20 protein-coding genes are annotated in these 20,737 nt (G+C 61.9%); 8 read left to right on the plus strand and 12 right to left on the minus strand.

Annotation, left to right across the window (positions count from 1 at the left end):
• Positions 1 to 29: 29 nt before the first annotated feature.
• Genes AB0N72_RS02395 through AB0N72_RS02405 form a run of 3 tightly spaced genes read right to left on the minus strand, consistent with a single transcriptional unit; the run spans position 30 to position 3,419 of the window.
• Positions 30 to 881 carry a transglutaminase family protein gene (locus AB0N72_RS02395; protein ID WP_363931994.1) on the minus strand — a complete coding sequence of 284 codons (852 nt, stop codon included), beginning with the start codon at positions 879 to 881 and terminating at the stop codon, positions 30 to 32.
• Complete coding sequence (locus AB0N72_RS02400; protein WP_018777606.1) at positions 878 to 1,804, minus strand: alpha-E domain-containing protein; 927 nt, start codon at positions 1,802 to 1,804, stop codon at positions 878 to 880. The genes AB0N72_RS02395 and AB0N72_RS02400 overlap by 4 nt, the downstream gene beginning before the upstream one ends.
• Before the next feature lie 58 nt (positions 1,805 to 1,862).
• Positions 1,863 to 3,419 carry a circularly permuted type 2 ATP-grasp protein gene (locus tag AB0N72_RS02405; RefSeq protein WP_363931993.1) on the minus strand — a complete coding sequence of 519 codons (1,557 nt, stop codon included), beginning with the start codon at positions 3,417 to 3,419 and terminating at the stop codon, positions 1,863 to 1,865.
• 111 nt (positions 3,420 to 3,530) lie between these two features.
• Between AB0N72_RS02405 and AB0N72_RS02410 the strand changes: the two genes are divergently transcribed.
• Positions 3,531 to 4,577: a putative sulfate exporter family transporter gene (locus AB0N72_RS02410; RefSeq protein WP_363931992.1), complete on the plus strand. Its 1,047-nt coding sequence runs from the start codon at positions 3,531 to 3,533 to the stop codon at positions 4,575 to 4,577.
• Positions 4,578 to 4,581: 4 nt separating this feature from the next.
• Positions 4,582 to 7,248 (plus strand): aminopeptidase N, encoded by a 2,667-nt coding sequence (pepN, locus tag AB0N72_RS02415; RefSeq protein WP_363931991.1) that lies wholly within the window; start codon positions 4,582 to 4,584, stop codon positions 7,246 to 7,248.
• Here the strand turns inward: pepN and AB0N72_RS02420 are convergent.
• The 5 genes from AB0N72_RS02420 to AB0N72_RS02440 all read right to left on the minus strand — a co-directional run bounded on the left by AB0N72_RS02420 (position 7,245) and on the right by AB0N72_RS02440 (position 11,233).
• Positions 7,245 to 8,342 (minus strand): biotin/lipoate A/B protein ligase family protein, encoded by a 1,098-nt coding sequence (locus AB0N72_RS02420; protein WP_363931990.1) that lies wholly within the window; start codon positions 8,340 to 8,342, stop codon positions 7,245 to 7,247. The two genes, pepN and AB0N72_RS02420, sit on opposite strands and share 4 nt — an antisense overlap.
• A gap of 86 nt (positions 8,343 to 8,428) precedes the next feature.
• A complete protein-coding gene (locus AB0N72_RS02425) occupies positions 8,429 to 8,686 on the minus strand; it encodes a type B 50S ribosomal protein L31 (RefSeq protein WP_017200906.1) in 258 nt (85 codons plus the stop codon).
• 141 nt (positions 8,687 to 8,827) lie between these two features.
• The gene (locus AB0N72_RS02430) at positions 8,828 to 9,637 is read right to left on the minus strand and encodes an RNA methyltransferase (RefSeq protein ID WP_363931989.1); all 810 of its coding nucleotides are present in this window, start codon (positions 9,635 to 9,637) and stop codon (positions 8,828 to 8,830) included.
• A 7-nt stretch (positions 9,638 to 9,644) separates the two neighbouring features.
• Positions 9,645 to 10,430: a sulfite exporter TauE/SafE family protein gene (locus tag AB0N72_RS02435; RefSeq protein WP_363931988.1), complete on the minus strand. Its 786-nt coding sequence runs from the start codon at positions 10,428 to 10,430 to the stop codon at positions 9,645 to 9,647.
• A gap of 17 nt (positions 10,431 to 10,447) precedes the next feature.
• Positions 10,448 to 11,233, minus strand: coding sequence for an ABC transporter ATP-binding protein (locus AB0N72_RS02440; RefSeq protein WP_363931987.1), 786 nt, complete (start codon positions 11,231 to 11,233; stop codon positions 10,448 to 10,450).
• 110 nt (positions 11,234 to 11,343) lie between these two features.
• Here AB0N72_RS02440 and serB point away from each other — a divergent pair, with 110 nt between their 5' ends.
• On the plus strand, positions 11,344 to 12,237 hold the full coding sequence (gene serB / locus AB0N72_RS02445; protein WP_363931985.1) for a phosphoserine phosphatase SerB: 894 nt from the start codon (positions 11,344 to 11,346) through the stop codon (positions 12,235 to 12,237).
• Positions 12,238 to 12,797: 560 nt separating this feature from the next.
• Positions 12,798 to 13,337: a hypothetical protein gene (locus AB0N72_RS02450; RefSeq protein ID WP_363931984.1), complete on the plus strand. Its 540-nt coding sequence runs from the start codon at positions 12,798 to 12,800 to the stop codon at positions 13,335 to 13,337.
• A gap of 82 nt (positions 13,338 to 13,419) precedes the next feature.
• On the opposite strand, the gene AB0N72_RS02455 is transcribed toward AB0N72_RS02450, so the two are convergent.
• The 3 genes from AB0N72_RS02455 to AB0N72_RS02465 form a co-directional block, all read right to left on the minus strand.
• Complete coding sequence (locus AB0N72_RS02455) at positions 13,420 to 14,916, minus strand: sugar ABC transporter ATP-binding protein (RefSeq protein ID WP_363931982.1); 1,497 nt, start codon at positions 14,914 to 14,916, stop codon at positions 13,420 to 13,422.
• A 263-nt stretch (positions 14,917 to 15,179) separates the two neighbouring features.
• Positions 15,180 to 15,932 carry an SDR family oxidoreductase gene (locus tag AB0N72_RS02460; RefSeq protein WP_363931980.1) on the minus strand — a complete coding sequence of 251 codons (753 nt, stop codon included), beginning with the start codon at positions 15,930 to 15,932 and terminating at the stop codon, positions 15,180 to 15,182.
• Positions 15,933 to 16,048: 116 nt separating this feature from the next.
• A complete protein-coding gene (locus AB0N72_RS02465; protein WP_363931978.1) occupies positions 16,049 to 16,774 on the minus strand; it encodes a beta-ketoacyl-ACP reductase in 726 nt (241 codons plus the stop codon).
• A 151-nt stretch (positions 16,775 to 16,925) separates the two neighbouring features.
• On the opposite strand from AB0N72_RS02465, the gene AB0N72_RS02470 reads away from it, so the two are divergent.
• Genes AB0N72_RS02470 through AB0N72_RS02485 form a run of 4 tightly spaced genes read left to right on the plus strand, consistent with a single transcriptional unit; the run spans position 16,926 to position 19,046 of the window.
• Entirely contained in the window at positions 16,926 to 17,441 is a 516-nt protein-coding gene (locus AB0N72_RS02470) for a DUF3099 domain-containing protein (protein WP_363931976.1), read from the plus strand.
• Positions 17,438 to 17,710, plus strand: coding sequence for a hypothetical protein (locus AB0N72_RS02475; protein WP_363931975.1), 273 nt, complete (start codon positions 17,438 to 17,440; stop codon positions 17,708 to 17,710). Before AB0N72_RS02470 ends, AB0N72_RS02475 begins: the two co-directional genes overlap by 4 nt.
• On the plus strand, positions 17,711 to 18,577 hold the full coding sequence (locus AB0N72_RS02480) for an SURF1 family protein (protein WP_363931973.1): 867 nt from the start codon (positions 17,711 to 17,713) through the stop codon (positions 18,575 to 18,577). It begins immediately after the preceding gene.
• Complete coding sequence (locus AB0N72_RS02485; protein WP_363931972.1) at positions 18,561 to 19,046, plus strand: YbaK/EbsC family protein; 486 nt, start codon at positions 18,561 to 18,563, stop codon at positions 19,044 to 19,046. Before AB0N72_RS02480 ends, AB0N72_RS02485 begins: the two co-directional genes overlap by 17 nt.
• Here the strand turns inward: AB0N72_RS02485 and AB0N72_RS02490 are convergent.
• Positions 19,043 to 20,641, minus strand: coding sequence for an ABC-F family ATP-binding cassette domain-containing protein (locus AB0N72_RS02490; RefSeq protein WP_363931970.1), 1,599 nt, complete (start codon positions 20,639 to 20,641; stop codon positions 19,043 to 19,045). The two genes, AB0N72_RS02485 and AB0N72_RS02490, sit on opposite strands and share 4 nt — an antisense overlap.
• Positions 20,642 to 20,737: the final 96 nt, after the last annotated feature.

The raw sequence follows: 20,737 nt of genomic DNA on the forward strand, positions 1-20,737 counted from the left end.
CTTAAGGGCCTTATCTGTACGAAAACTCCCTAGGCCAGACGGGTGATCTCCACGGATACGGAGAGCCCCGAGCCGCCGCCGCCGGAGAGGATGCCCTTCAGCGGAGGAACGTCCCTGTAGTCGCGTCCTCGGGCAACTGTCACATGGAAGTCACCGGCAGGCTTGTGGTTGGTGGGGTCCCAACTGCGCCATTCCCCGTCCCACCATTCCAGCCAGGCATGGGATTGTCCGGCCACGGTTTCGCCGATATCTGCCGAGGACCGCGGGTGGATGTACCCGGAAACATAGCGGGCGGGAATGCCGCTGCAGCGCAGGGCGCCAATGGCCAGATGCGCGAGGTCCTGGCACACACCCTGCCGCTGGGACCATGCCTGCTCAGCGTTGGTGGTCACGCCGGTGGAGCCCTTCATGTAGGTCATCTCACCCGCCATCCAGGCAAATACCGCCAAAGCGGCCTCATGGGGGTTCTTGCCTTCGACGATCCCGGGGACGATTCCAAGGACCTCTTCCCCAGGTCCGCTGAGACGTGACTGCGGAAGCCAATCACTGAATTCGTCCTTGACCTTGTCGGAAGCCATGACATCCCAGCCAACGATGTCGTCCTCTACGGCCACCCGCTCCGTCCGGTGCACCTCCACGGTGGCTGTGGCCAGGACCTCCAGGCTCTCGTGGGGCATCTGCATGTCGAAGGCCGTGACCCGGGTTCCCCAATAGTCGCGGTACGTGCTGACCGAGGCCTGGTTCGGCGAAACCTTGAGTGAGGATTCCAGCACCACTTGTTGGCCGTCGGTCAGCGGCGTCATCCGGGCCTCGTTATAGGACAAAGTCACGCGGCGGTTGTACTTGTAGGCCGTCTTGTGGACGATGCTCAGCCGGGTCATGAAACTTCTCCCACCCAGGCGTGCTCATCAGCCTGATTGAAGTACTTACGGGAAATCGCGTCCGAAGCCTGGGTCACTGCCTTCTGCACACGTTCCATGTGCTCGGGCAGTTCGGACATCAGGTCATCGGTGCGGTGGAACTCCAGGAACGTACGGGCCTGTCCCACGATTCGGCGGGCATCGTTGATGAAGCCCACACGCTGCGCCGACGGGTCCAGTTTGGCAAGGCACTCATCGGCATCGCGCAGGGCATACACGATGGAGCGTGGGAACAGGCGGTCCAAGAGCAGGAACTCGGCCGCGTGCTGGTCACCGAATGCTGCCCTTCGGGTCCGGATGAAGGACTCGTAGGCGCCGGCGCAACGCAGCATGTTCACCCAGGACATCCCGGCGGATTGGACGTCCCGCGTAGAGAGCATGCGGGCTGTCATATCGGCGCGCTCCAATGACCGGCCCAGCACCATGAACAGCCAGCTTTCGTCGTGGCTGACGGTGGTGTCGGCAAGGCCACGCACCATGGCGGTTCGCTCCAGCACCCAGTTGCAGAAACGGTAAGTGCCCACTACGTCCTTACGGTGCTGGTTCAAGCCGTAATACGTGGTGTTCAGGCTCTCCCAAAGGGACTGTGACACCGTTTCCCTGGCACGGCGCGCATTCTCACGGGCTGCCCCAAGGGACCCAGCGATGGATGAAGCGCTCTGTTTGTCATAGGCCAGGGCATGAAGTAGCTCCGGCAGGCCGAAATCATCGCTCTGGGGCTTGGCGCCCATGACGGCGAGGAGCTCCCTGGCTACACTGCGCTGCTCCTCCAGGGGCAGGTGGTTCAGGCGTTCCAGGTGCACATCCAGGATCCGGGCCGTACCGTCTGCCCGCTCTACGTAGCGGCCAATCCAAAAGAGTGACTCAGCAATACGGCTCAGCATGCGGCTGTGCCTCCTTCGCGTGGTGCATGTCGAAGTTCAAGTGGTGGTTGGAGCGGGTTCACTGCTGTTGCTCCGTTTGGCGGTCGCGCCAGTTGCTTTCAACGGGCCACACGGAAACTTGTTCGCGCAGGGTGACGGACTGGCGCGGGATGACCTCAGCCGGCATTTGCGGCGAGTTCGCGAGGACCCAGGTGTCTTTCGAGCCGCCGCCCTGGCTGGAGTTCACGATCAACGAGCCTTCCTTGAGGGCGACCCGGGTGAGGCCGCCGGGAAGGACCCAGACGTCGTCGCCGTCGTTTACTGCGAAAGGCCGCAGGTCCACGTGGCGGGGCCCAAACCTGTCTCCAGAGAGCGTCGGTACGGTGGAAAGCTGCAGGACCGGCTGGGCGATCCAGCCGCGGGGATCTGCGATGACGCGCTTGCGCAAGGCGTCCAGCTCTTCCTTGGAGGCGTCGGGGCCGATGACCAGCCCCTTTCCACCCGAACCGTCAACCGGCTTGACCACAAGTTCCTCGAGCCGGTCCAGGACGTGCTCCCGGGCTTCCTTTTCCTCAAGCCGGAAAGTGTCGACGTTGGCGATGATTGGCTCTTCGTGGAGGTAGTACCGGATCAAGTCAGGCACGTAACTGTACACGAGCTTGTCATCGGCCACCCCGTTGCCCACCGCGTTCGCGATGGTCACTCCCCCGGCGCGGGCAGCATTGACCAGTCCGGGGCAGCCGAGCATGGAATCCGAGCGGAACTGCAGGGGATCCAGGAAATCGTCATCGATGCGTTTGTAGATGACATCGACGCGCTGTTCACCGGCTGTGGTCCGCATGTAGACACGGTTTCCACGGCAAATCAGGTCCCTGCCTTCCACCAGCTCCACGCCCATGAGACCCGCCAGGAGCGTGTGCTCGAAGTACGCGCTGTTGAACACGCCGGGAGTCAGGACCACCACTGTTGGATCGTCGACGCCGGCCGGTGCGGTCTTGCGCAGGGCCGAAAGAAGCCGCCGGGGGTACTCCTCGACCGGCCGGATGTGTTGTTGCCCGAAAGCTTCCGGAAGCCCCTTCGCCATGGCCCGGCGGTTTTCCAGGACGTAGCTGACACCGGACGGGACACGGACGTTGTCCTCGAGCACCCGGAACGTCCCGGCAGCGTCGCGGACGACGTCGATGCCGGAGACATGCACGCGGACGCCACCTGAAGGTTCGAAGCCGTGGACGGCCCGGTGGAAGTGTGCACTCGTGGTGACCAACTGCCGCGGAATGACACCGTCGGTCACGACGGCCATCCGTCCGTAGACGTCATTGAGGAACGCTTCGAGTGCTTTGACGCGCTGGGCAACTCCGCGCTCCAGCACGTCCCACTCATCTGCCGGTATGACCCGCGGCACGATGTCCAGTGGGAATGGGCGCTCCTCCCCTGCATAGTCAAACGTAACGCCACGGTCCAGGAAGGTCCGTGCCATGGAGTCGGCACGGGCGGTGACATCTGCCAGGGAAAGCTCGCGGAGCGCACCGGAGACCTGTCCGTAGGATTTTCTGGCAACGTGGCCGGGGGCAAACATCTCGTCGTAGGCTCCACTGCGGGCAGCGGCCTCGGAGTAATCCTGGAATAGGTCAGACATGGGAATCAGACAATCACCTTTTTGAGTCGAGCGCATTACGCACTGATTGTGTCGCGGTTTCCGGGTGCTCCCGGTTTCGCCTTCCGTGCCCCCATCCGGCAGGGTTGAGGCATGCCCTTCAACAGTCTTACGTCCCAGCTGCCACGGCTGGGACCAGGGTTGGTCCTGAGCGTCGCCGCTACCGGCCTTGCCTTCACCATCCACGCAGTGTTGCCTGCGGTTCCGGCCATGACGCTCGCTGTTGCTTTGGGCTTGCTCTCAGCAAATATACCGGGCACAGCCGTCCTGGTTGCGGGGCGCGCCCGGCCTGGCCTGGACTTCGCGGGAAAGCACCTGATGCGCGCGGGCATCGTATTGCTGGGCCTCAAAGTGAGTGTATGGGACGTCCTGGGCCTGGGCTGGTTGTCCCTGCTGCTCATTGCCGGCGTGGTGCTGGTGAGCTTTGCCGGCACGTACGGCCTGGCGCGATTGCTGCGCCTGCCAGGGGATGCAGCCTTGTTGATCGCCACGGGCTTCTCCATCTGCGGGGCCTCCGCCATTGGGGCCATGGCAGCAGTGCGGCGCATCAAGCACCAGGACACCGTGCTCCCGGTCGCGCTGGTCACCTTGTGCGGAACCTTGGCCATCGGGGTGTTGCCGCTCCTCATGCATCCGCTGAACCTCAATCCGGAGCAGTTCGGCGCCTGGACGGGTGCATCGGTGCACGACGTCGGCCAGGTGGTGGCCACGGCGCAAACCGCCGGGGCGGCGGCGCTGGCCATCGCCGTCGTCGTCAAATTGACCCGGGTGGTCCTCCTGGCTCCCATCGTGGCCGCGGCGGGCCTGCACCAGCGGGTCCAGCACGTGCGGCGGCGCGCCATCGGCGCGGCAAACGCCGGCGAGGTCGACAGCAAGTTCCCGCCCATAGTGCCGCTGTTCGTGGTCGGCTTCATCGTCATGGTGGCGCTCCGTTCCCTCGGATGGGCGCCTGCGGAATTCCTCGAAGCAGCTGCAGTTGCACAGGACATTTTGCTGGCGTCGGCGTTGTTTGGCTTGGGATCTGCCGTGCGTGTCAGGACGCTGATCCATACGGGTGGACGGGCTGCCCTGGCGGCGCTGGGGTCCTGGCTGATCATCGCTTCCCTGGGACTGGGGGCTGCCTGGATCATGATTAGATAGCTGTGTGTCGAATCACAATTTGTCGCGCGATGAAGCCGCTACCCGTTCAGCCCTGATCACCACCCACAGCTACGACGTCACCCTTGATGTCCGGGACGCGGCAGATCCCGCAGTCGCCGGATACCCGAGCACCAGCACCATCACCTTTTCAGCCCAAGCGGGTTCCTCCACTTTCCTCGATTTCATCAGCGGGGGCGTGCATTCCGTGGTGCTGAACGGCCGCAGCCTGGACGTCGGGACGGTGGTGGACCGGGACCGGATCCTGCTCGAAGGCCTGGCCGCCGACAACACTGTCACCGTCACGGGAACGGCCCTTTACAGCCGCTCCGGTGAGGGGATGCACCGTTTCGTGGACCCAGCCGATGGCAAGTGCTACCTGTACACCCAGTATGAGCCTGCCGACTGCCGCCGGGTCTTCGCCAACTTCGAACAGCCGGATCTCAAAGCGGAATTCACCTTCCACGTCATTGCCCCGGCCGGCTGGGAAGTTGCCTCCAACGGGTCCGAAAGTGCGCGTTCAGCGATTCCGGGCGCCGAGGCCGAGGCGCAGTGGGACTTTGCCACCACGCAAAGGATGTCCACGTACATCACCACCGTGCTCGCCGGACCCTACTTCAAGGCGACAGACCACTGGGGCGCAACGCTCGACGACGGTACCCGGCTGGACGTTCCGCTGGCACTTTACTGCCGCGCGTCGTTGGCTCCGTCTTTCGATGCCGGGGAGCTGTTCCGGCTCACCAAGAGCGGCCTGGAATTCTTCAACAACCTTTTCGACTACCCGTACCCGTGGGGCAAGTACGATCAAGCTTTCGTGCCCGAATACAACTTGGGAGCCATGGAAAATCCCGGGCTGGTCACGTTCACCGAAAAGTACGTTTATGCCTCCCGGGCTACCGATGCGCAGTACCAGGCCCGCGCCAACACCCTCATGCACGAGATGGCCCACATGTGGTTCGGCGACCTTGTGACCATGACGTGGTGGGATGACCTGTGGCTCAAGGAGTCCTTCGCCGATTTCATGGGCACATTGGGTGTGGACCGCGCCACCGACTGGGACACGGCCTGGGTCAATTTCGCCAGCAAGCGCAAGGCCTGGGCCTACGTCCAGGACCAACTGCCCACGACCCACCCGATCGTGGCGGATATCCAGGACCTGGAAGCGGCAAAGCAGAACTTCGACGGGATCACCTATGCCAAGGGCGCCTCAGTACTCAAGCAGCTGGTGGCCTACGTCGGTTTTGACGCCTTCATCGCCGGTTCACGCCAGTACTTCCGGGAGCACGCGTTCGGGAACACATCATTGCAGGACCTCTTGAAAGCCCTCAGCGCCGCCTCCGGACGGGATCTCGGTGACTGGGCGCGGCAATGGTTGCAGACATCAGGAATTTCCACGATCTCGGCGGAGATCGTGGATGACGATCGAGTCATGGGTGCGGTCATGCTGCAGCAAGACGCAATTGACCCCATCACCGGCCACCAGGAACTCCGGCCACACCGTATGCGGCTTGGACTGTACGATCCGGATCCATCCGGCGCCCTGGTGAGGTCTGAAAGCGTGGAAGTGGACGTCGCAGGTCCCAGCACGCTGATAGCCGAACTGGCTGGAAGGAAGCGGCCGGCACTGTTGCTGGTTAATGATGACGATTTGAGCTACGCCAAGGTGCGGCTCGATGCCGTCTCCGAACGCACTGTCAGGAAATCCCTGGACAAGATCCAGGACCCCATGGCCAGGGCACTGTGTTGGACGGCCCTGTGGGACTCGGCCCGGGATGCCGTCACGCCAGCGGCACGCTACGTGAGCGCCGTCGAACAGTTCGCGCCTGCGGAGACGGGCATAGGCGTCCTTCTCAATGTGCTTGGAAATGCCTCCAGCGCTATTGAACGCTTCGTGCCCCCAGCTATCCGCGACGGCGTTCGCAGGGACTTCCTGGCTGTCGCGGCCCATCAGTTGCAGGCTTCGACAGCCGGCTCCGACTACCAACTGGCCTGGGCAAGAACGCTGGCGGAGGTCTCCCGTCACGGCGACAGCGAGCTCTCCTTGCTGCGGCACATCCTTGACAGCACCACGATTGTGAAGGGCTTGGCCGTTGATGCCGAGCTGCGATGGAGCATCTGGCAGGCGTTGGCAGCACACGGACAAGCCACACAGGCGGAGTTGGACCGCGAACTCGAAGCTGACAAGACGGCCTCCGGTAAGGAAGGCCACGCTCTGGCATCGGCAGCCCGCCCCGACCCGTCGGTCAAAGCTGCCGCCTGGGACGCTGCTGTCAACAGCAGTGGCCTGTCCAATGAAATCCTGAGTGCGACGATCGCGGGCTTCGCGACGGCTCCTGGACACCTGACGGCACCGTACGTGGAGCCTTACTTCGAGTGCCTCGAACGCGTTTGGGCTACGCGCAGCATAGAAATCGCCGGCAGGATCGTCCGGGGACTCTTCCCGGCCGCGCAGGACCTTGCGGATTCAATGGTCCCCTCGGATCATCCAGTGCTTGTCCGTACTGATCACTGGCTGCGGAGGCATGCCGACGCGCCGCGCGCCCTGCGACGGATCCTCATCGAACAGCGCAGCCATCTCCTGCGGGCACTCACAGCGCAGGGCGCCCCAGAGCAAGCTAACCCAGCGCAGGCTAACCCTGTGGAGGCGGCCCCGGAGCAGGTGTCCAACAGCTAGGGAACCCGGTGAAGCCATTCTTCAGTGCCGAACTTCGAGTCCACGCGTTTCCTGGCCTCTTCGAGTTCGGCTTCGGTGAGCCGTGATTCCACGGCCCCGTAGCGTTCGCTGAAGACCTCCTGCATGGCCTGGAGGATCGCAGCCCGGGCCATGCCTGTCTGGCGGCGGAGCGGGTCCACCCGTTTCTTGGCACTGCGGGTACCTTTGTCGGAGAGCTTCTCCTTGCCAATCCGCAGCACCTCCACCATCTTGTCGGCGTCGATGTCGTAGCTCATGGTGACGTGATGGAGCATGCCGCCGTTGGCAAGCCGCTTCTGTGCAGCCCCGCCGATCTTCCCCTGTTCGGTGGCGATGTCATTGAGGGGCACGTAGAAAGCGGTGATTCCAAGTTTCTCCAGGGCTGCCATGACCCAAGCGTCCAGGAATGCGTATGAATCGGCGAAGCTGATGCCGTCCACGAGCGTCTGGGGCAAATACAGGGAATACGTGATGCAGTTGCCGGCCTCCATGAACATTGCGCCGCCGCCGCTGATCCGGCGAACCACCGTGATGCCATGGCGGGAGACGCCCTCCGGATCCACTTCGTTCTTCACCGACTGGAAACTGCCGATCACGACGGACGGCTCTTCCCAGTCCCAGAAACGCAGCGTGGGGTTGCGCAATCCCGCCCCAACTTCTTCGGTCAGGACTTCGTCCAGGGCAACGTTTACCTGCGTCGGGAGAACGGAAGGCGGAATTACTTCCCACTGGTGATCGGCCCAGCTGGTGGCTTTGGACAACGCGCGTCGGACGGTGATGGCCACTGCCTCAGCGGAGAAACCAAACAGCGTCGCGCCTTCGGGCAATCCGCTGCCGACAGCCGCTGCGATCTCTGATGCCGTGGATGCCTCCGGAAGGCCGGTCAGGGCATTATTGATGCCCTGCAAGGCCTCGTCCGGTTCCAGGAAGAAGTCCCCGCTCAAGGAGACGTTCGTGAACCGTCCATCCGCCACCTCCAGGTCGACCACCACCAGTTTGCCGCCGGGAACTTTGTATTCGCCGTGAAGGCGGGCGTCGTCGTCGTTGTTCGCTGGGGATGTTGGCTGGGAAGTCATGCTGTCCATCTTGCCGGAAAACGCAAAAGCCCGCATTGCCGGAGAATCCAGCAATGCGGGCCTTGAAAGCCTTGGGGGTGAAGTGGTTACTTCTTGCCGCCGAAGCCCTTGAAGCGGGCGTTGAAGCGCTCGACGCGGCCAGCGGAGTCCATGATGCGCTGCTTGCCCGTGTAGAACGGGTGGGACTCCGAGGAGATTTCGACGTCGATAACCGGGTAGGTGTTTCCGTCTTCCCACTCGATGGTCTTCGAGGAAGACACGGTGGACTTGGTCAGGAACTGCGTACCGGAAGCCAGGTCGTTGAAAACAACAGCTTCGTACTTCGGGTGGATATCAGACTTCATAATGGGACCTTTTGTTCACGCAACTGGATTTTGCCAGCTGCCAGGTATGAATGGAGGTGGTCCTTTGGCTGTAATGCAAACATTCCAGCTTCCGGGCCAACACCCAATCATAGCCGAAACGGACACGCCTCACGAACCGGGTCAGCTTCGTGGGCGGAGTTCCCAAAAGGCCACCGCAGAAGCAGCTGCCACGTTGAGGGAATCGACGCCGGCCCGCATGGGGATTTTGACGGCAAGGTCGACGGCGGCCAGCGTCTCCGCGCTCATGCCGGCGCCTTCGGTTCCGAGTACCAAGGCCAGTTTTGGAAGCTGCCTGGCCGCGAGTTCGTCCAGGTCCAGCGCGTCATCGGTCAATTCCATGGCGGCCACGGTGAAGCCTTGTTCCTTCAGGCGCGTCAGGTCCGCGGGCCAGGATTCCAGGCGTGCCCACGGGACCTGGAAGACGGTGCCCATGCTCACGCGCACGCTCCGCCGGTACAGGGGGTCACCGCACCGTGGCGACACCAGCACGGCGTCCACTCCGAGCGCAGCAGCGGAACGGTAGATGGCCCCTACATTGGTGTGGTCCACGATGTCCTCAAGCACCGCGACGCGCTGCGCGTCGGCCAGAAGCTCTTCGAGCGGGACAGGAGCCGGGCGATGCATTGCGGCCATGGCACCACGGTGTAGGTGGAAGCCCGTAATCTCCTCCAGCAGCGGCGCTTTGCCAATGAAGACCGGGACGTCCGGATAAGCCTGGAAGACATCGGCGAGGTCATCCAGCCATTTCTCGGCAAGGAAGAAAGAACGGGGTTGGTGGCCTGCAGCCAACGCCCTGCGCAGGACCCGGGAGGACTCCGCGATGTACATGCCCTCCTGCGGTTCCCGGAGCTTGCGCAGATGCACGTCGGTGAGCGTCGTGTAGTCGCTCACGCGTGGGTCATCAGCGGACTTGAGGTAGTGGAATGTCACCGGGAGATTATTTCAGGAGGTTGGCGATCATGAAGCCAAGGGCGACGATGCCGAGCGTGAAGATCACCATGCGCAGCACTTTGGGAGACAACTTGCGGCCAACTTTGGAACCCAGCAGCCCTCCGATCGTGGAGCTGATCGCGATGAGCAGGACAACCAGCCAGTTGATCCTGTCGAAAGCGAAAATGAGGTATGAGACTGCTGCCACCATGTTCACCGTCAGGGTGAGGATGTTCTTCATGGCGTTTGCATTTTGCATGGTGCCGGACAGGAAGACACCAAGGATTCCCACAAGGAGGATTCCTTGCGCGGCCACGAAGTACCCCCCGTAGACCCCGGCAAGGTAGATCAGGACCACCAGGAGGATGCCGTGGCTCTTGTCCTTGATGGCGTGCTCGGGGTTCTGCTCGCGGTTGCGGATCCAGGCCTGGAGCTTGGGCTGGAAGAGGACCATCAAAAGGGCGGCCACAAGTAGGACCGGTGCCACGTAGCCGAAGACTTTTTCGGGCAAGTGCAGCAACAGCCACGCCCCGGTAATGCCGCCCAGGAGCGAGGCCGGCATCAGTTTGAGCAATTGCCTGCCGCGGCCTGCCAGTTCGCGTCGGTAGCCCCACGCGCCTGCGGCCGTTCCGGCCACGAGCCCCATGGCGTTGCTCATGGATGCGACCACCGGGGCTACTCCCAGTGCGATCAGCACAGGAAAAGTCACGAGGGTGCCGGAGCCGACGACCGCGTTGATGGTACCGGCCCACAAGCCAGCAAAAAAGACCAGAATGCTGCTAAGAATCTCCATATTGTCCTGGAACCGTCCTAGCGGCGGGCAGTAGCTGTGTAGCGCCCGGCGTTCTCCGAAACGTCCAGGGCCAGGCCAAAGGTGTTGCCAAGGTGTTCGTCGGTGAGGACTTCCTTGATGGGTCCTGCGGCAACAACGCCGCCTTCCCGGAGCAGCATCGCGTGGGTGAATCCAGGGGGTACTTCTTCCAGGTGGTGGGTCACCAGAACCATGGCCGGAGCTGCCGGGTCGCTTGCCAGCTCGCCCAGTTTATGGACCAGTTCTTCCCGCCCGCCAAGGTCCAGCCCGGCGGCCGGCTCATCCAGCAGGAGCAGTTCGGGATCGGTCATCAGGGCCCGGGCGATCTGGACCCGCTTGCGCTCACCCTCTGAAAGGGTTGCGAAGGTCCGGTTGAGCAAGGGGCCCATCCCCCAGTCGTTCAGGAGGCCAAAGGCGCGGCGCTCGTCGTCGCGCTCGTACCCTTCCCGCCAGCGGCCGGTGACACCGTACGCCGCAGTGACCACTACGTTCAGGACATTCTCGTGTTCGGGGATCTGGGTCGCCAATGCCGCCGAGGACAGGCCGATGCGGGGCCGGAGTTCAAAGACGTCGACGCGGCCCAACGTTTCGTCGAGGATCCCGGCCTTGCCACTGCTGGGGTGCAGGCGTGCAGCCGCGATCTGGAGAAGCGTGGTCTTGCCTGCGCCGTTCGGGCCCAGGATGACCCATCGTTCGCCTTCATTGACCTGCCAGTCAACCTTGTCCAGCAGGGTCTTCTTGCCGCGGACAACGCTGACGGAAGCCAATTCCAGAACATCACTCATAGCAGTAGACACTAGGACAAAAAGGCACATGACTGATAACTGGTGAATTCGCTTGTTTCGGGCGTGAAACGAATTCGGGTGGACGAGGCGTCCTCAGTAGGATTGAGGCCATGACTTCGAACTTGGCTGCGGTCAGCTACGGCGTGAATTTGTCCCCCGAATCGCTGGAGGGCGTACGTAAGGTACTGGCCGACGCCGGCGCGGAAGTGTCAGGGGAATCACAGTCAGGCGACGATCGGTTCAGCGTTTACACCGCTGACCTGCAGGTGCAGCTTGGTTCACCCGCCGACCTTTCCGCTCTTCGACGGCGGGTGGCCGAGGCAGCAGCGGCCGGGGCCGATACTGCCTTGGTGCCCACGGACCTTCGGCAAGCAGAACGCAAGCTGCTGATCATGGACGTCGACTCCACCCTCATCCAGCAGGAAGTCATCGAGTTGCTGGCCGCTTACGCAGGCAAGCGTGAAGAGGTCGCTGCGGTGACGGAAGCAGCCATGCGCGGCGAGCTCGACTTCGCCCAAAGCCTGCATGCCCGGGTCGCCGTACTGGCGGGCTTGCCGGCCGACGTCGTGAATTCCGTACGGGAGGAAGTGCGCCTCAGCCTGGGTGCGGCAGAGCTTGTGGCCGCATTCAAGGCAGCCGGCCACGTGGTGGCGGTTGTCTCCGGTGGCTTCAACCAGATTCTTGGGCCCATTGCCGAGCAGCTGGGCCTTGATTACTGGATCGCCAATGAGCTTGAAATCGTTGACGGAGCACTCACGGGCAAAGTCCTCGGAGACGTCATCGATCGGGCTGCCAAGGAAAAGTACTTGCGCCAGTGGTCCGCGGCCGAAGGAATTGACCTCGCGCACACCATCGCAGTCGGTGACGGCGCAAACGATCTCGACATGCTCGGGGCCGCCGGGATCGGTGTGGCGTTCAACGCAAAGCCTGCAGTTCGTGCAGTGGCCGACGCCGCCATCAACATCCCTTACCTCGACGCTGTGAGGAATATCGCCAACGTGTGATCCGCCTGCTCCAAGAACTTCGCACTTTCGCGACACGATCAGTGTTCCTGTGCCACTTACCAGTGACTCGCAGTAACACTATCCCCAGGAGCGAAAGATGGTATTTGAGCAATCACATATAGGAACAGCCGTGGGCATGGCCGGCCTTGACTCCGCAACGGTGCAAATAGGCTTCATGGCTGTGCTCGTTTTCGGCGCGGCGATACTGGCCCTGTTCGGCTCCTTCACTGTCCTCGTTGTCGTTCCGCTTGCGGCAGTGGTGGTGAGGAAGCGTCACGCAAAACGGACACGGCCTTCAGTCGCTCCTGAGGAAACCGAGGGTCCTGTCCCCCTGTCGAGTGTTGGCCCGCGACATGCCAGCTCCGTAAGAGACAGCTGATGCGATTTCGTGACGCAGAAATTTGGTCAATTTATTTAATCGTTACCAGCTATTGCTCCTGTTCGGAATAAACCAGAAAATTCCGAAACATCTTGGTTTTTAATTACCTGATGCGCATATTCTGTTGGAGGTACCGCGAGGTGGGCGGTGGCCAAGGATAAGGGAAGCGCAGGGGCTGCAAGTGAACCGTTCGCAACGCACATGGAAATGGTGGAAGTCGCGCGAACCAAATGATCCCGGGGATTCGCCCGGGTATTCAAAGGATGAGGGCCTCAATACCTTTCCTGAACTCTTTTCCGGCGCCCATTCCCCGTATTCCATGGATGACATCACTGAACAGGAAGAACGCAACATGATCACGCTTAATGAAGCCATAAAGCAACTGCTCGCCATTGAAGGCGCCACGGGTGCGGCCGTCGTCGACTATTCCAGCGGCATGGCCCTGGCACAAGGGGGAAGCCCTGGCTTCGACCTTGGCGTTGCCGCTGCGGGAAACTCAAACGTAGTGAGCGCAAAGCTGCGAACCATGGCAGACCTCGGTCTGGACGGTGATATCGAGGACATCCTCATTACCTTGGGTGGGCAGTACCACCTGATCAACGTCCTCAACTCGGGTGATTCGAAGGGCCTGTTCGTGTACCTGGTGCTTGACCGCACCTATGCCAACCTTGCGTTGGCCCGCCACAAACTCAGCAACATCGCAAAGGGAATTACCATCTGATTCCTCCGGCAACAAAAAAGACGGCCCCTCGCCAGGGGCCGTCTCTTTTTGTTTGCCGAAGTCCTCCTACTCCTTGACCGTTTCAGCTCTTCACCCTTCGGGCGGCGCTGTTCCCGGGTGGAGTAGTCCCGCCCAGCATGTGGTAGACCAATACGTCCTCGTTGGTGTTGGCGTTGGCCTCGATGGTGACGAGTTCGCCGTCGCGAACCACTCCTATCCGATGGCACCAGTTGACCAGTTCAGTCAGATCCGAGGACATCAGGATGATCGCGACGCCGCTTTGCCTGAGCTCGTTGAGCATCTGGTAGACGACATCTTTCGCGCCGATGTCGATACCCCGGCTGGGATGGCTCAGGATCAATACGTCGCACCCTGTGGTCATCCACTTGGCGAGGGAGACCTTCTGGCGGTCCCCGCCGGACAGCGTTGTGAGGGTGCCGTGGATGTTCGTGGTGTTGATGCGCATGCGACGCACCAGATCGATCACGCCACGGAGCCCGGTGACTTCATCCTGCAGGTCCGCGCCGACCGGATTCTCGCCCAAGCCCTTCGCAATGCTGGATGCTGCATCCACGGTCCCGACGTCGTCCGAGAGGTAGCCGATCTTCAACCGCAGGGCATCCTCCGGCCCTTGGATGTGGACCGGGCGCCCGTGCAGGAACACCTGTCCCGAAGTCTTGGGCCTGATTCCCACGAGTGATTCAAGCAAGTGGTAGACGCCTGATTGATGGGTTCCAAGGAGGCCAAAAATCTCACCCCTGGCCACGCTGAAAGTCACGTCCCGAACAGATTCGTCCACGGTGAGGTTTACCACCCGCAGTGCCTCGTCATTGTCTGCTGGCTCTGCGGGCCTGCTGCTGGCTGCCGGCTGTTGCTGCAGAAGCATGAAGGCCAATTCTTCCGCGTCCGTCTGGCTGGCTTCCAGGATCCTGTGGACTTGGCCGTCTCGCAACACGGCGATGCGATGGGCGATGGAGCGGACTTCATCGAGACGGTGGGTGATGTAGATGATCGCCCTCCCCTGGTTCACCAGCATCCTCAGGACCTTGTGCAGGGCCGCGACGTCGTGATCGGGAAGGGACGCTGCTACCTCGTCCATGATCACCAGCTGCGCTTCCTCAGCGACCATCCTCAACACTTCCACCAGTGTTTGCTCGGCACGGATCAGTGTGCCGACCGTGGCGTCCGGGTCAAGGTCCATTGCGACGTCGTTGATGAGTTTTTGGGCGGGTCCACGCAGATGCCCATGGGGCCTGCCGGCCTGAAACGTGCCCCGGTAGATGGCCTCAGCGACGGTCATCGCGGGATCGAGCCGGAAGTTCTGCGGAATGATTCCCACACCGCAGGCCTGGGCTTCATCGCGGGACTCCGGTCCGTATTTCTCGCCGGCCAAGGTAATCAATCCGGAATCGTGCCTGAGGGAGCCGGATAGAACATCCATCAGGGTGCTCTTCCCCGCACCGTTGGTGCCGATCAGTCCAAGAATCTCGCCGCGGTGCAATGAGATGTCAACGCCTTTGAGGATGCGGCGCTGATCATATGACGCGTGAATACCATCGGCACGCAATAGCAGGTCCAAAGAAGCTCCTAGTTCACATTCATGCGTTGACCACTACAAAGGCCAAAGCGCAAGGCATCCGAATACATTGCCGTGCAATGAGGGATCTGGATACTGTGCCGAGTTAATCAGATGGAATGCTAAAAGGCAAAAGTGGCGGCTAAAACAACAACTGGGAAATCGTGACGCGAAAATTTGGATTATTTATCAAATTGTCATCATGTGGGGGTTAAACAGCTGTGGCCCGGGACAAAGTCCCGGGCCACAGCAAATGACACAGCGCCCTACTCGGCGCTCTTGCTGAAGTAATCGGCGCCACCGACGTACTCCGTGTGGCCTGATTCAACGTCAGCGGTAACCATCCTGGCAACCTCGGCCGCGAATTCTTCGACAGAGTACAACTTGCCTGCTTCAGCGCGGCGGGCCTCGATCGCACCGGGGTTGGACCGGTCAAGAAGGGTTGCAGTGACGGTTCCCTCGATCATGTCGCCGGAAACGACCACCAGCGAGATTCCCTTTTCTGCAAGGCTGGGCAGCAGCGCACGAAGGGCATCTTCCCCTGCGCGCTTGCTCTTGGCCACGGGCTCGTACTCAGGCATGGTGGGAACGGTCTCCACGAAGTGTGCCTGGTGGCTTGTCACAAATACAACCCGTGAACCCTCCGGCATGAGCGGGACTGCGGCATTGAGCATGTTGATCTGGGCATCGCGGTTCAGCTTCAGCGCGTAGCCCTCCTCCATGCCGGATTCCATGCCGCCTGAGGCATTAAGCACCAGGACATCAAGGGAACCGAACTGCTCCATGGCAGTGCTGGCCAGGGCGTGCACGCCTTCGTCGGTGGTGAGGTCAGCGCCAACCGCTGCAGCGCGCCCGCCGGCGGCCTGGATTTCGGCCACCACCTTATTGGCGCGTGGCGCCTTCTGGCGGTAATTGACGACGACGGCGGCACCCTCGCCAGCAAGGATCTTGGCAACTTCAGCGCCGATGCCGCGGGAAGACCCCGTGACGATGGCGGTCTTGTTATCCAGCGTTCCCATACGTGCTCCTTTTGTTCAGTTCATCCAAATTCCGTGGGCTCGGATTCCATCATGCCAGCGGCAACCACGAAATCCCTTGTCGGCCCCGGACAAAAACTACCGTTGAGGCTAGTGGGTCAGTGGCCCATTCCGAGGCCGCCATCGACGGGAATCACTGCGCCCGAGATGTAGGCGGCCTCATCGCTGGCTACCCAGCGCACCACGTCGGCCACTTCCGATGCCTCCGCGAACCGGCCGGCAGGGACGTTGGCAAGATAGGACTTCTGCGTTTCTTCCGGCAGCTCGGCGGTCATATCCGTGTTGATGAAACCGGGCGCCACCACGTTGGCGGTGATGCCGCGGCTCCCCAGCTCGCGGGTCAAGGATCGTGCGATGCCAACCATCCCGGCCTTGGAGGCGGAGTAGTTGATCTGGCCGGGCGCACCGTAAAGGCCGGATACGGAGGAGATAAGGACCACACGGCCCTTGCGGAGCCGGATCATGCCCTTGGAGGCGCGCTTGATGACCCGGAAGGCTCCCGTCAGGTTGGTATCGAGCACCGAGGTGAAGTCGTCTTCGCTCATCCGCAACAGGAGAGTGTCCTTGGTGATGCCTGCGTTGGCCACCAGTACCTCCACGGGTCCGTGGGCCTCTTCAACAACCTTGAACGCGGCGTCGATCGACGCCTCATCCGTGACATCGGCCTTCACGCCCAGGATTCCCTCAGGCAGCTCTGTTTCACTGCGGTAGGTAACAGCCACCTTGTCGCCGTTGGCAAGAAATGATTCCGCGATGGCCAGGCCGATGCCGCGGTTGCCGCCAGTGATCAGGACGCTGCGACCGGTGGATACTGCTTCAGACATACTTTGCTCCAGGTTCTGCGGTCATCGAATGCCGCTGTGAAGAGGGATTTTCCTGTCTCGATCTTATCCGCCGCCTGCAGCAACCGTGGCTAAACCGCGAGCTGTGCGGTTTGGGCGGGTACGGCCTTGGTGAGAGAATTGAAAGAGGCCTTTGGAGCGTGATGATTCAGCTGTGACACGAGAGAACAGTCCCCTGCAGCAAGTGCCCGGGGAACCGGACGCGGTCTCCAGCGACCCCGAAGTCCACAGCATCACCGACGCCGCTGCTGCGCACTCCGAGGACATGCGCGAACGGATGATCAAGTACGCCGTTGCCATGGGCATCCGCATGGTGTGCATCATCCTGATTTTCGTCGTTGACGGATGGTTCAAGATCATCGCCATTGCAGGCGCGGTCTTCCTTCCATGGATCGCCGTTGTCATCGCCAACGGCAACGACAAAGCCGAGGACCACAGCGAATCGCTTCTGGACTACGTCGCAGTCCAGGAGATTGGACGTTCCGACGTGCCTGGTAATGACCAGGACGTTGACGACCAGAACAGTGACGCTCCCACGGTGCTTCAGGGCGAGCTGGTGGACGACTCCCCGGCCGGCGCAGAAGCGGGACCCACAACGGACCATGCACCAGAGGCCGGAAACTCCGGCGACGAACGGGCGGCTTCATGAATATCTTTAACCTTGGCGGCGCAGGACTGGCCGGCCGGGAGTCGGACCGTGCCACCGGCGCGGCCATGTGCTCCCGAAAGGGCTGCCGCCTGGATGCCCAGTGGCAGCTGTTGTGGAACAACCCGCGCATCCACACGCCGGAGCGGCGCAAGGTATGGCTTTCCTGCAGCGACCACCGGGAATGGCTTGAAGAATACTTGCAGACCCGCGGACTCTGGAAAGAGACTGTGCCTTTCGCGGGCGATTCAACAGCGAACGAGGCTCACTGAATGTACCGGTTCCTCTTCTCCAGCAAATGGCTGGGGTACTTTGTTTTGGCCGTGATCTTCGCTACTGCCTGCGTGTTCCTCGGCCGTTGGCAAATGGACCGGAGGGCAGAGACGCTTGCCGAGATCAACCGCGTGGTCACCAACTACTCGGCCACCCCTGTTCCGTTCGCTGAGATCAAGGACCAATTCGACGCCTTGGATCCTGAACGGGAATGGACGCAGGTCCAGCTGCGGGGTACGTACGACATCAACGGGCAGCGCGTCGTCCGCAACCGTCCGCTGAACGGCCAGCCAGGTTACGACGTCGTGGTGCCTTTCCGCCTGACTACCGGCCAAGCGGTGGTGATTGACCGCGGCTGGCTCCCGATCGGAAACAACACACCGGGCCGTCCCGACGTCGTCCCGGCACCTCCCACAGGCGAGGTCACCGTTATTGCCCGCCTGAAGCCGGCCGAGCCAAAGTTGGACCGCGGGGCAGTGGATGGACAGCTTGCCTCCATCGATCTGGCCAGCTTTGCCACTGAACTTCCCTACCCCATAGCCACGGGCGCCTACGGGCAGTTGGCCAGCGAGGATCCCGCAGTCCAGCCCATGCCCACGCCCTTTCCCAAACCGGCCACTGAAGAGGGTACGCACCTCTCGTATTCCCTGCAGTGGTTCGCTTTTGGGGTCCTGATGTTCATCGGGTTCGGCTACGCGGCACGCCAGCAGGCTCGGAATGCGGCCATCGATGCCGAAGACGATGACGATGAGATCATCATGGCTGCCGGTGGGAGCACGAAACGCCGTGCACCGGCTCCCCGCAAGAACAAACGTCCGACGTCGGAAGAAGAGGAAGACGCGATCCTGGATGCCCAAGGCTACTGAGACCATTCCGGATGCCGTCCTGAACGTAAAGTCCGCCCTGACCGCTTCAGGAGCCGAAGACACCGTTCGGGTATTCGAGACGAAAGTGCCCACAGCGGCAGCCGCCGCTTCTGTATTGGGATGCGACGTCGCCGCGATCACTAACAGCCTCATCTTCGAGCTCGACGGCGGCCCGCTGCTGATCCTTGCCAGCGGAGCCGCGCGAGTAGATACAACACTGGTGGCCAAATTATTGGGGACCGGAAAGATCCGCCGCGCCAAGCCTGAATTCGTCCTGGAACACACCGGTCAGGAAGTGGGAGGCGTCGCACCGCTGGGCCATCCCAAGCCCATCAGGACCATCCTGGACGCCACGCTCAAAGAACATGAGCTCCTCTGGGCAGGGGCCGGGGACCACAACTCAATGTTCTCCATCACCTACAACGAATTGGCACGCATTACAGGAGCGGAACCGTTGAAGGTCCGCTAGGCCAGGGTGATGAGGTCCAGGTAGTCCTCGTTCCAGTGGTCCTCGACACCGTCCGGAAGCAGTACAACACGTTCCGGGTTCAGGGCTGAGACGGCACCTTCATCGTGGCTGACCATGACGACGGCGCCGGTGTAGTTCTTGAGCGCACCGAGGATTTCCGCGCGGCTGGCGGGGTCGAGGTTGTTGGTGGGCTCGTCAAGGAGCAGCACGTTGGCGCTGGATGCCACGATCGTGGCAAGTGCCAGACGGGTTTTCTCACCACCGGAAAGCACGCCCGCGGGCTTGTCGACGTCGTCACCGGAAAACAGGAATGAGCCCAGGATGCCCCGGACTTCGGCGTCCTTCATGTCCGGTGCCGAGGACCTCATGTTTTCCAGCACGGTACGGTCGTGGTCCAGGGTTTCGTGTTCCTGGGCGTAGTAGCCCACTTTGAGGCCGTGACCCGGGATGATGTCCCCCGTGTCAGGCTTGTCCACTCCGGCCAGCATGCGCAGCAGGGTGGTCTTGCCGGCACCGTTGAGGCCCAGGATGACCACTTTGGAGCCGCGGTCGATGGCGAGGTCCACATCGGTGAAGATTTCCAGCGAGCCGTAGGACTTGCTGAGGCCTTCCGCAGTGAGGGGCGTCTTGCCGCAGGGCGAGGGATCGGGGAAGCGCAATGCTGCCACGCGATCATTCTCACGGACAGCTTCCAGACCGCTCAGCAATCGTTCTGCACGCTTGGCCATGTTCTGGGCGGCCACGGCCTTGGTAGCTTTGGCGCGCATCTTGTTGGCCTGGTCGATCAGGACCTGGGCCTTCTTCTCAGCGTTGGCACGTTCGCGCTTGCGGGCGCGCTCGTCCGTTTCCCGCTGGAGCAGGTAGCGCTTCCAATCCATGTTGTAGTAGTCGATCTGGGCACGGTTGGCATCGAGCAGATACACCTTGTTGACCGTGGCTTCGAGCAGCTCCGTGTCGTGGCTGATCACGATCAGGCCACCCTGGTGGTTCTTCAGGAAGTCCCGCAACCAAGTGATGGAGTCGGCATCAAGGTGGTTGGTGGGTTCGTCAAGGAGCAGCGTCTCAGCGTCCGAGTAGAGGATACGGGCCAACTCCACGCGGCGGCGCTGGCCACCGGAGAGGGTCTTCAGAGGTTGGTTCAGCAGGCGGTCAGGCAGGGCCAGGTTGGAGGAGATCGCAGCGGCCTCGGCCTCGGCAGCATAGCCGCCACCTGCCAGGAACTCAGCTTCGAGCCGGTCATACCGTCCCATGGCCTTGCGCTGGACGGCCGGGTCATCACTGGCCATGTCCTCGTGCGCCTTCTTGAGCTTCCCCACAACAACGTCCAGCCCGCGTGCCGAGAGGATTCGGTCGCGCGCCAGTTGCTCCATGTCCGGGGTCCGCGGATCCTGCGGCAGGTAACCGATCTCGCCGCTGCGGGTCACTTTGCCGCCGGCAGGAAGGCCTTCGCCGGCGAGGACACGGGTGAGGGTTGTCTTGCCGGCACCGTTGCGTCCGACGAGCCCGATCTTGTCCCCTTTGTCCACCCGGAAGTTAACCTGGTCCATGAGCAGGCGGGCGCCGGCGCGGAGTTCAAGGTCCTGGACGGTAATCAATTCGGGTGATGCCTTTCAATGGGGAACGCCTGCGGGACCGGTGGTCGAATAGATGCGGCGGGAGCTGGCCGTGAGAACAGCCTGTTCAAGTCTACC

Source organism: Paenarthrobacter sp. NPDC089307, assembly GCF_040685055.1.
Lineage (GTDB): Bacteria > Actinomycetota > Actinomycetes > Actinomycetales > Micrococcaceae > Arthrobacter.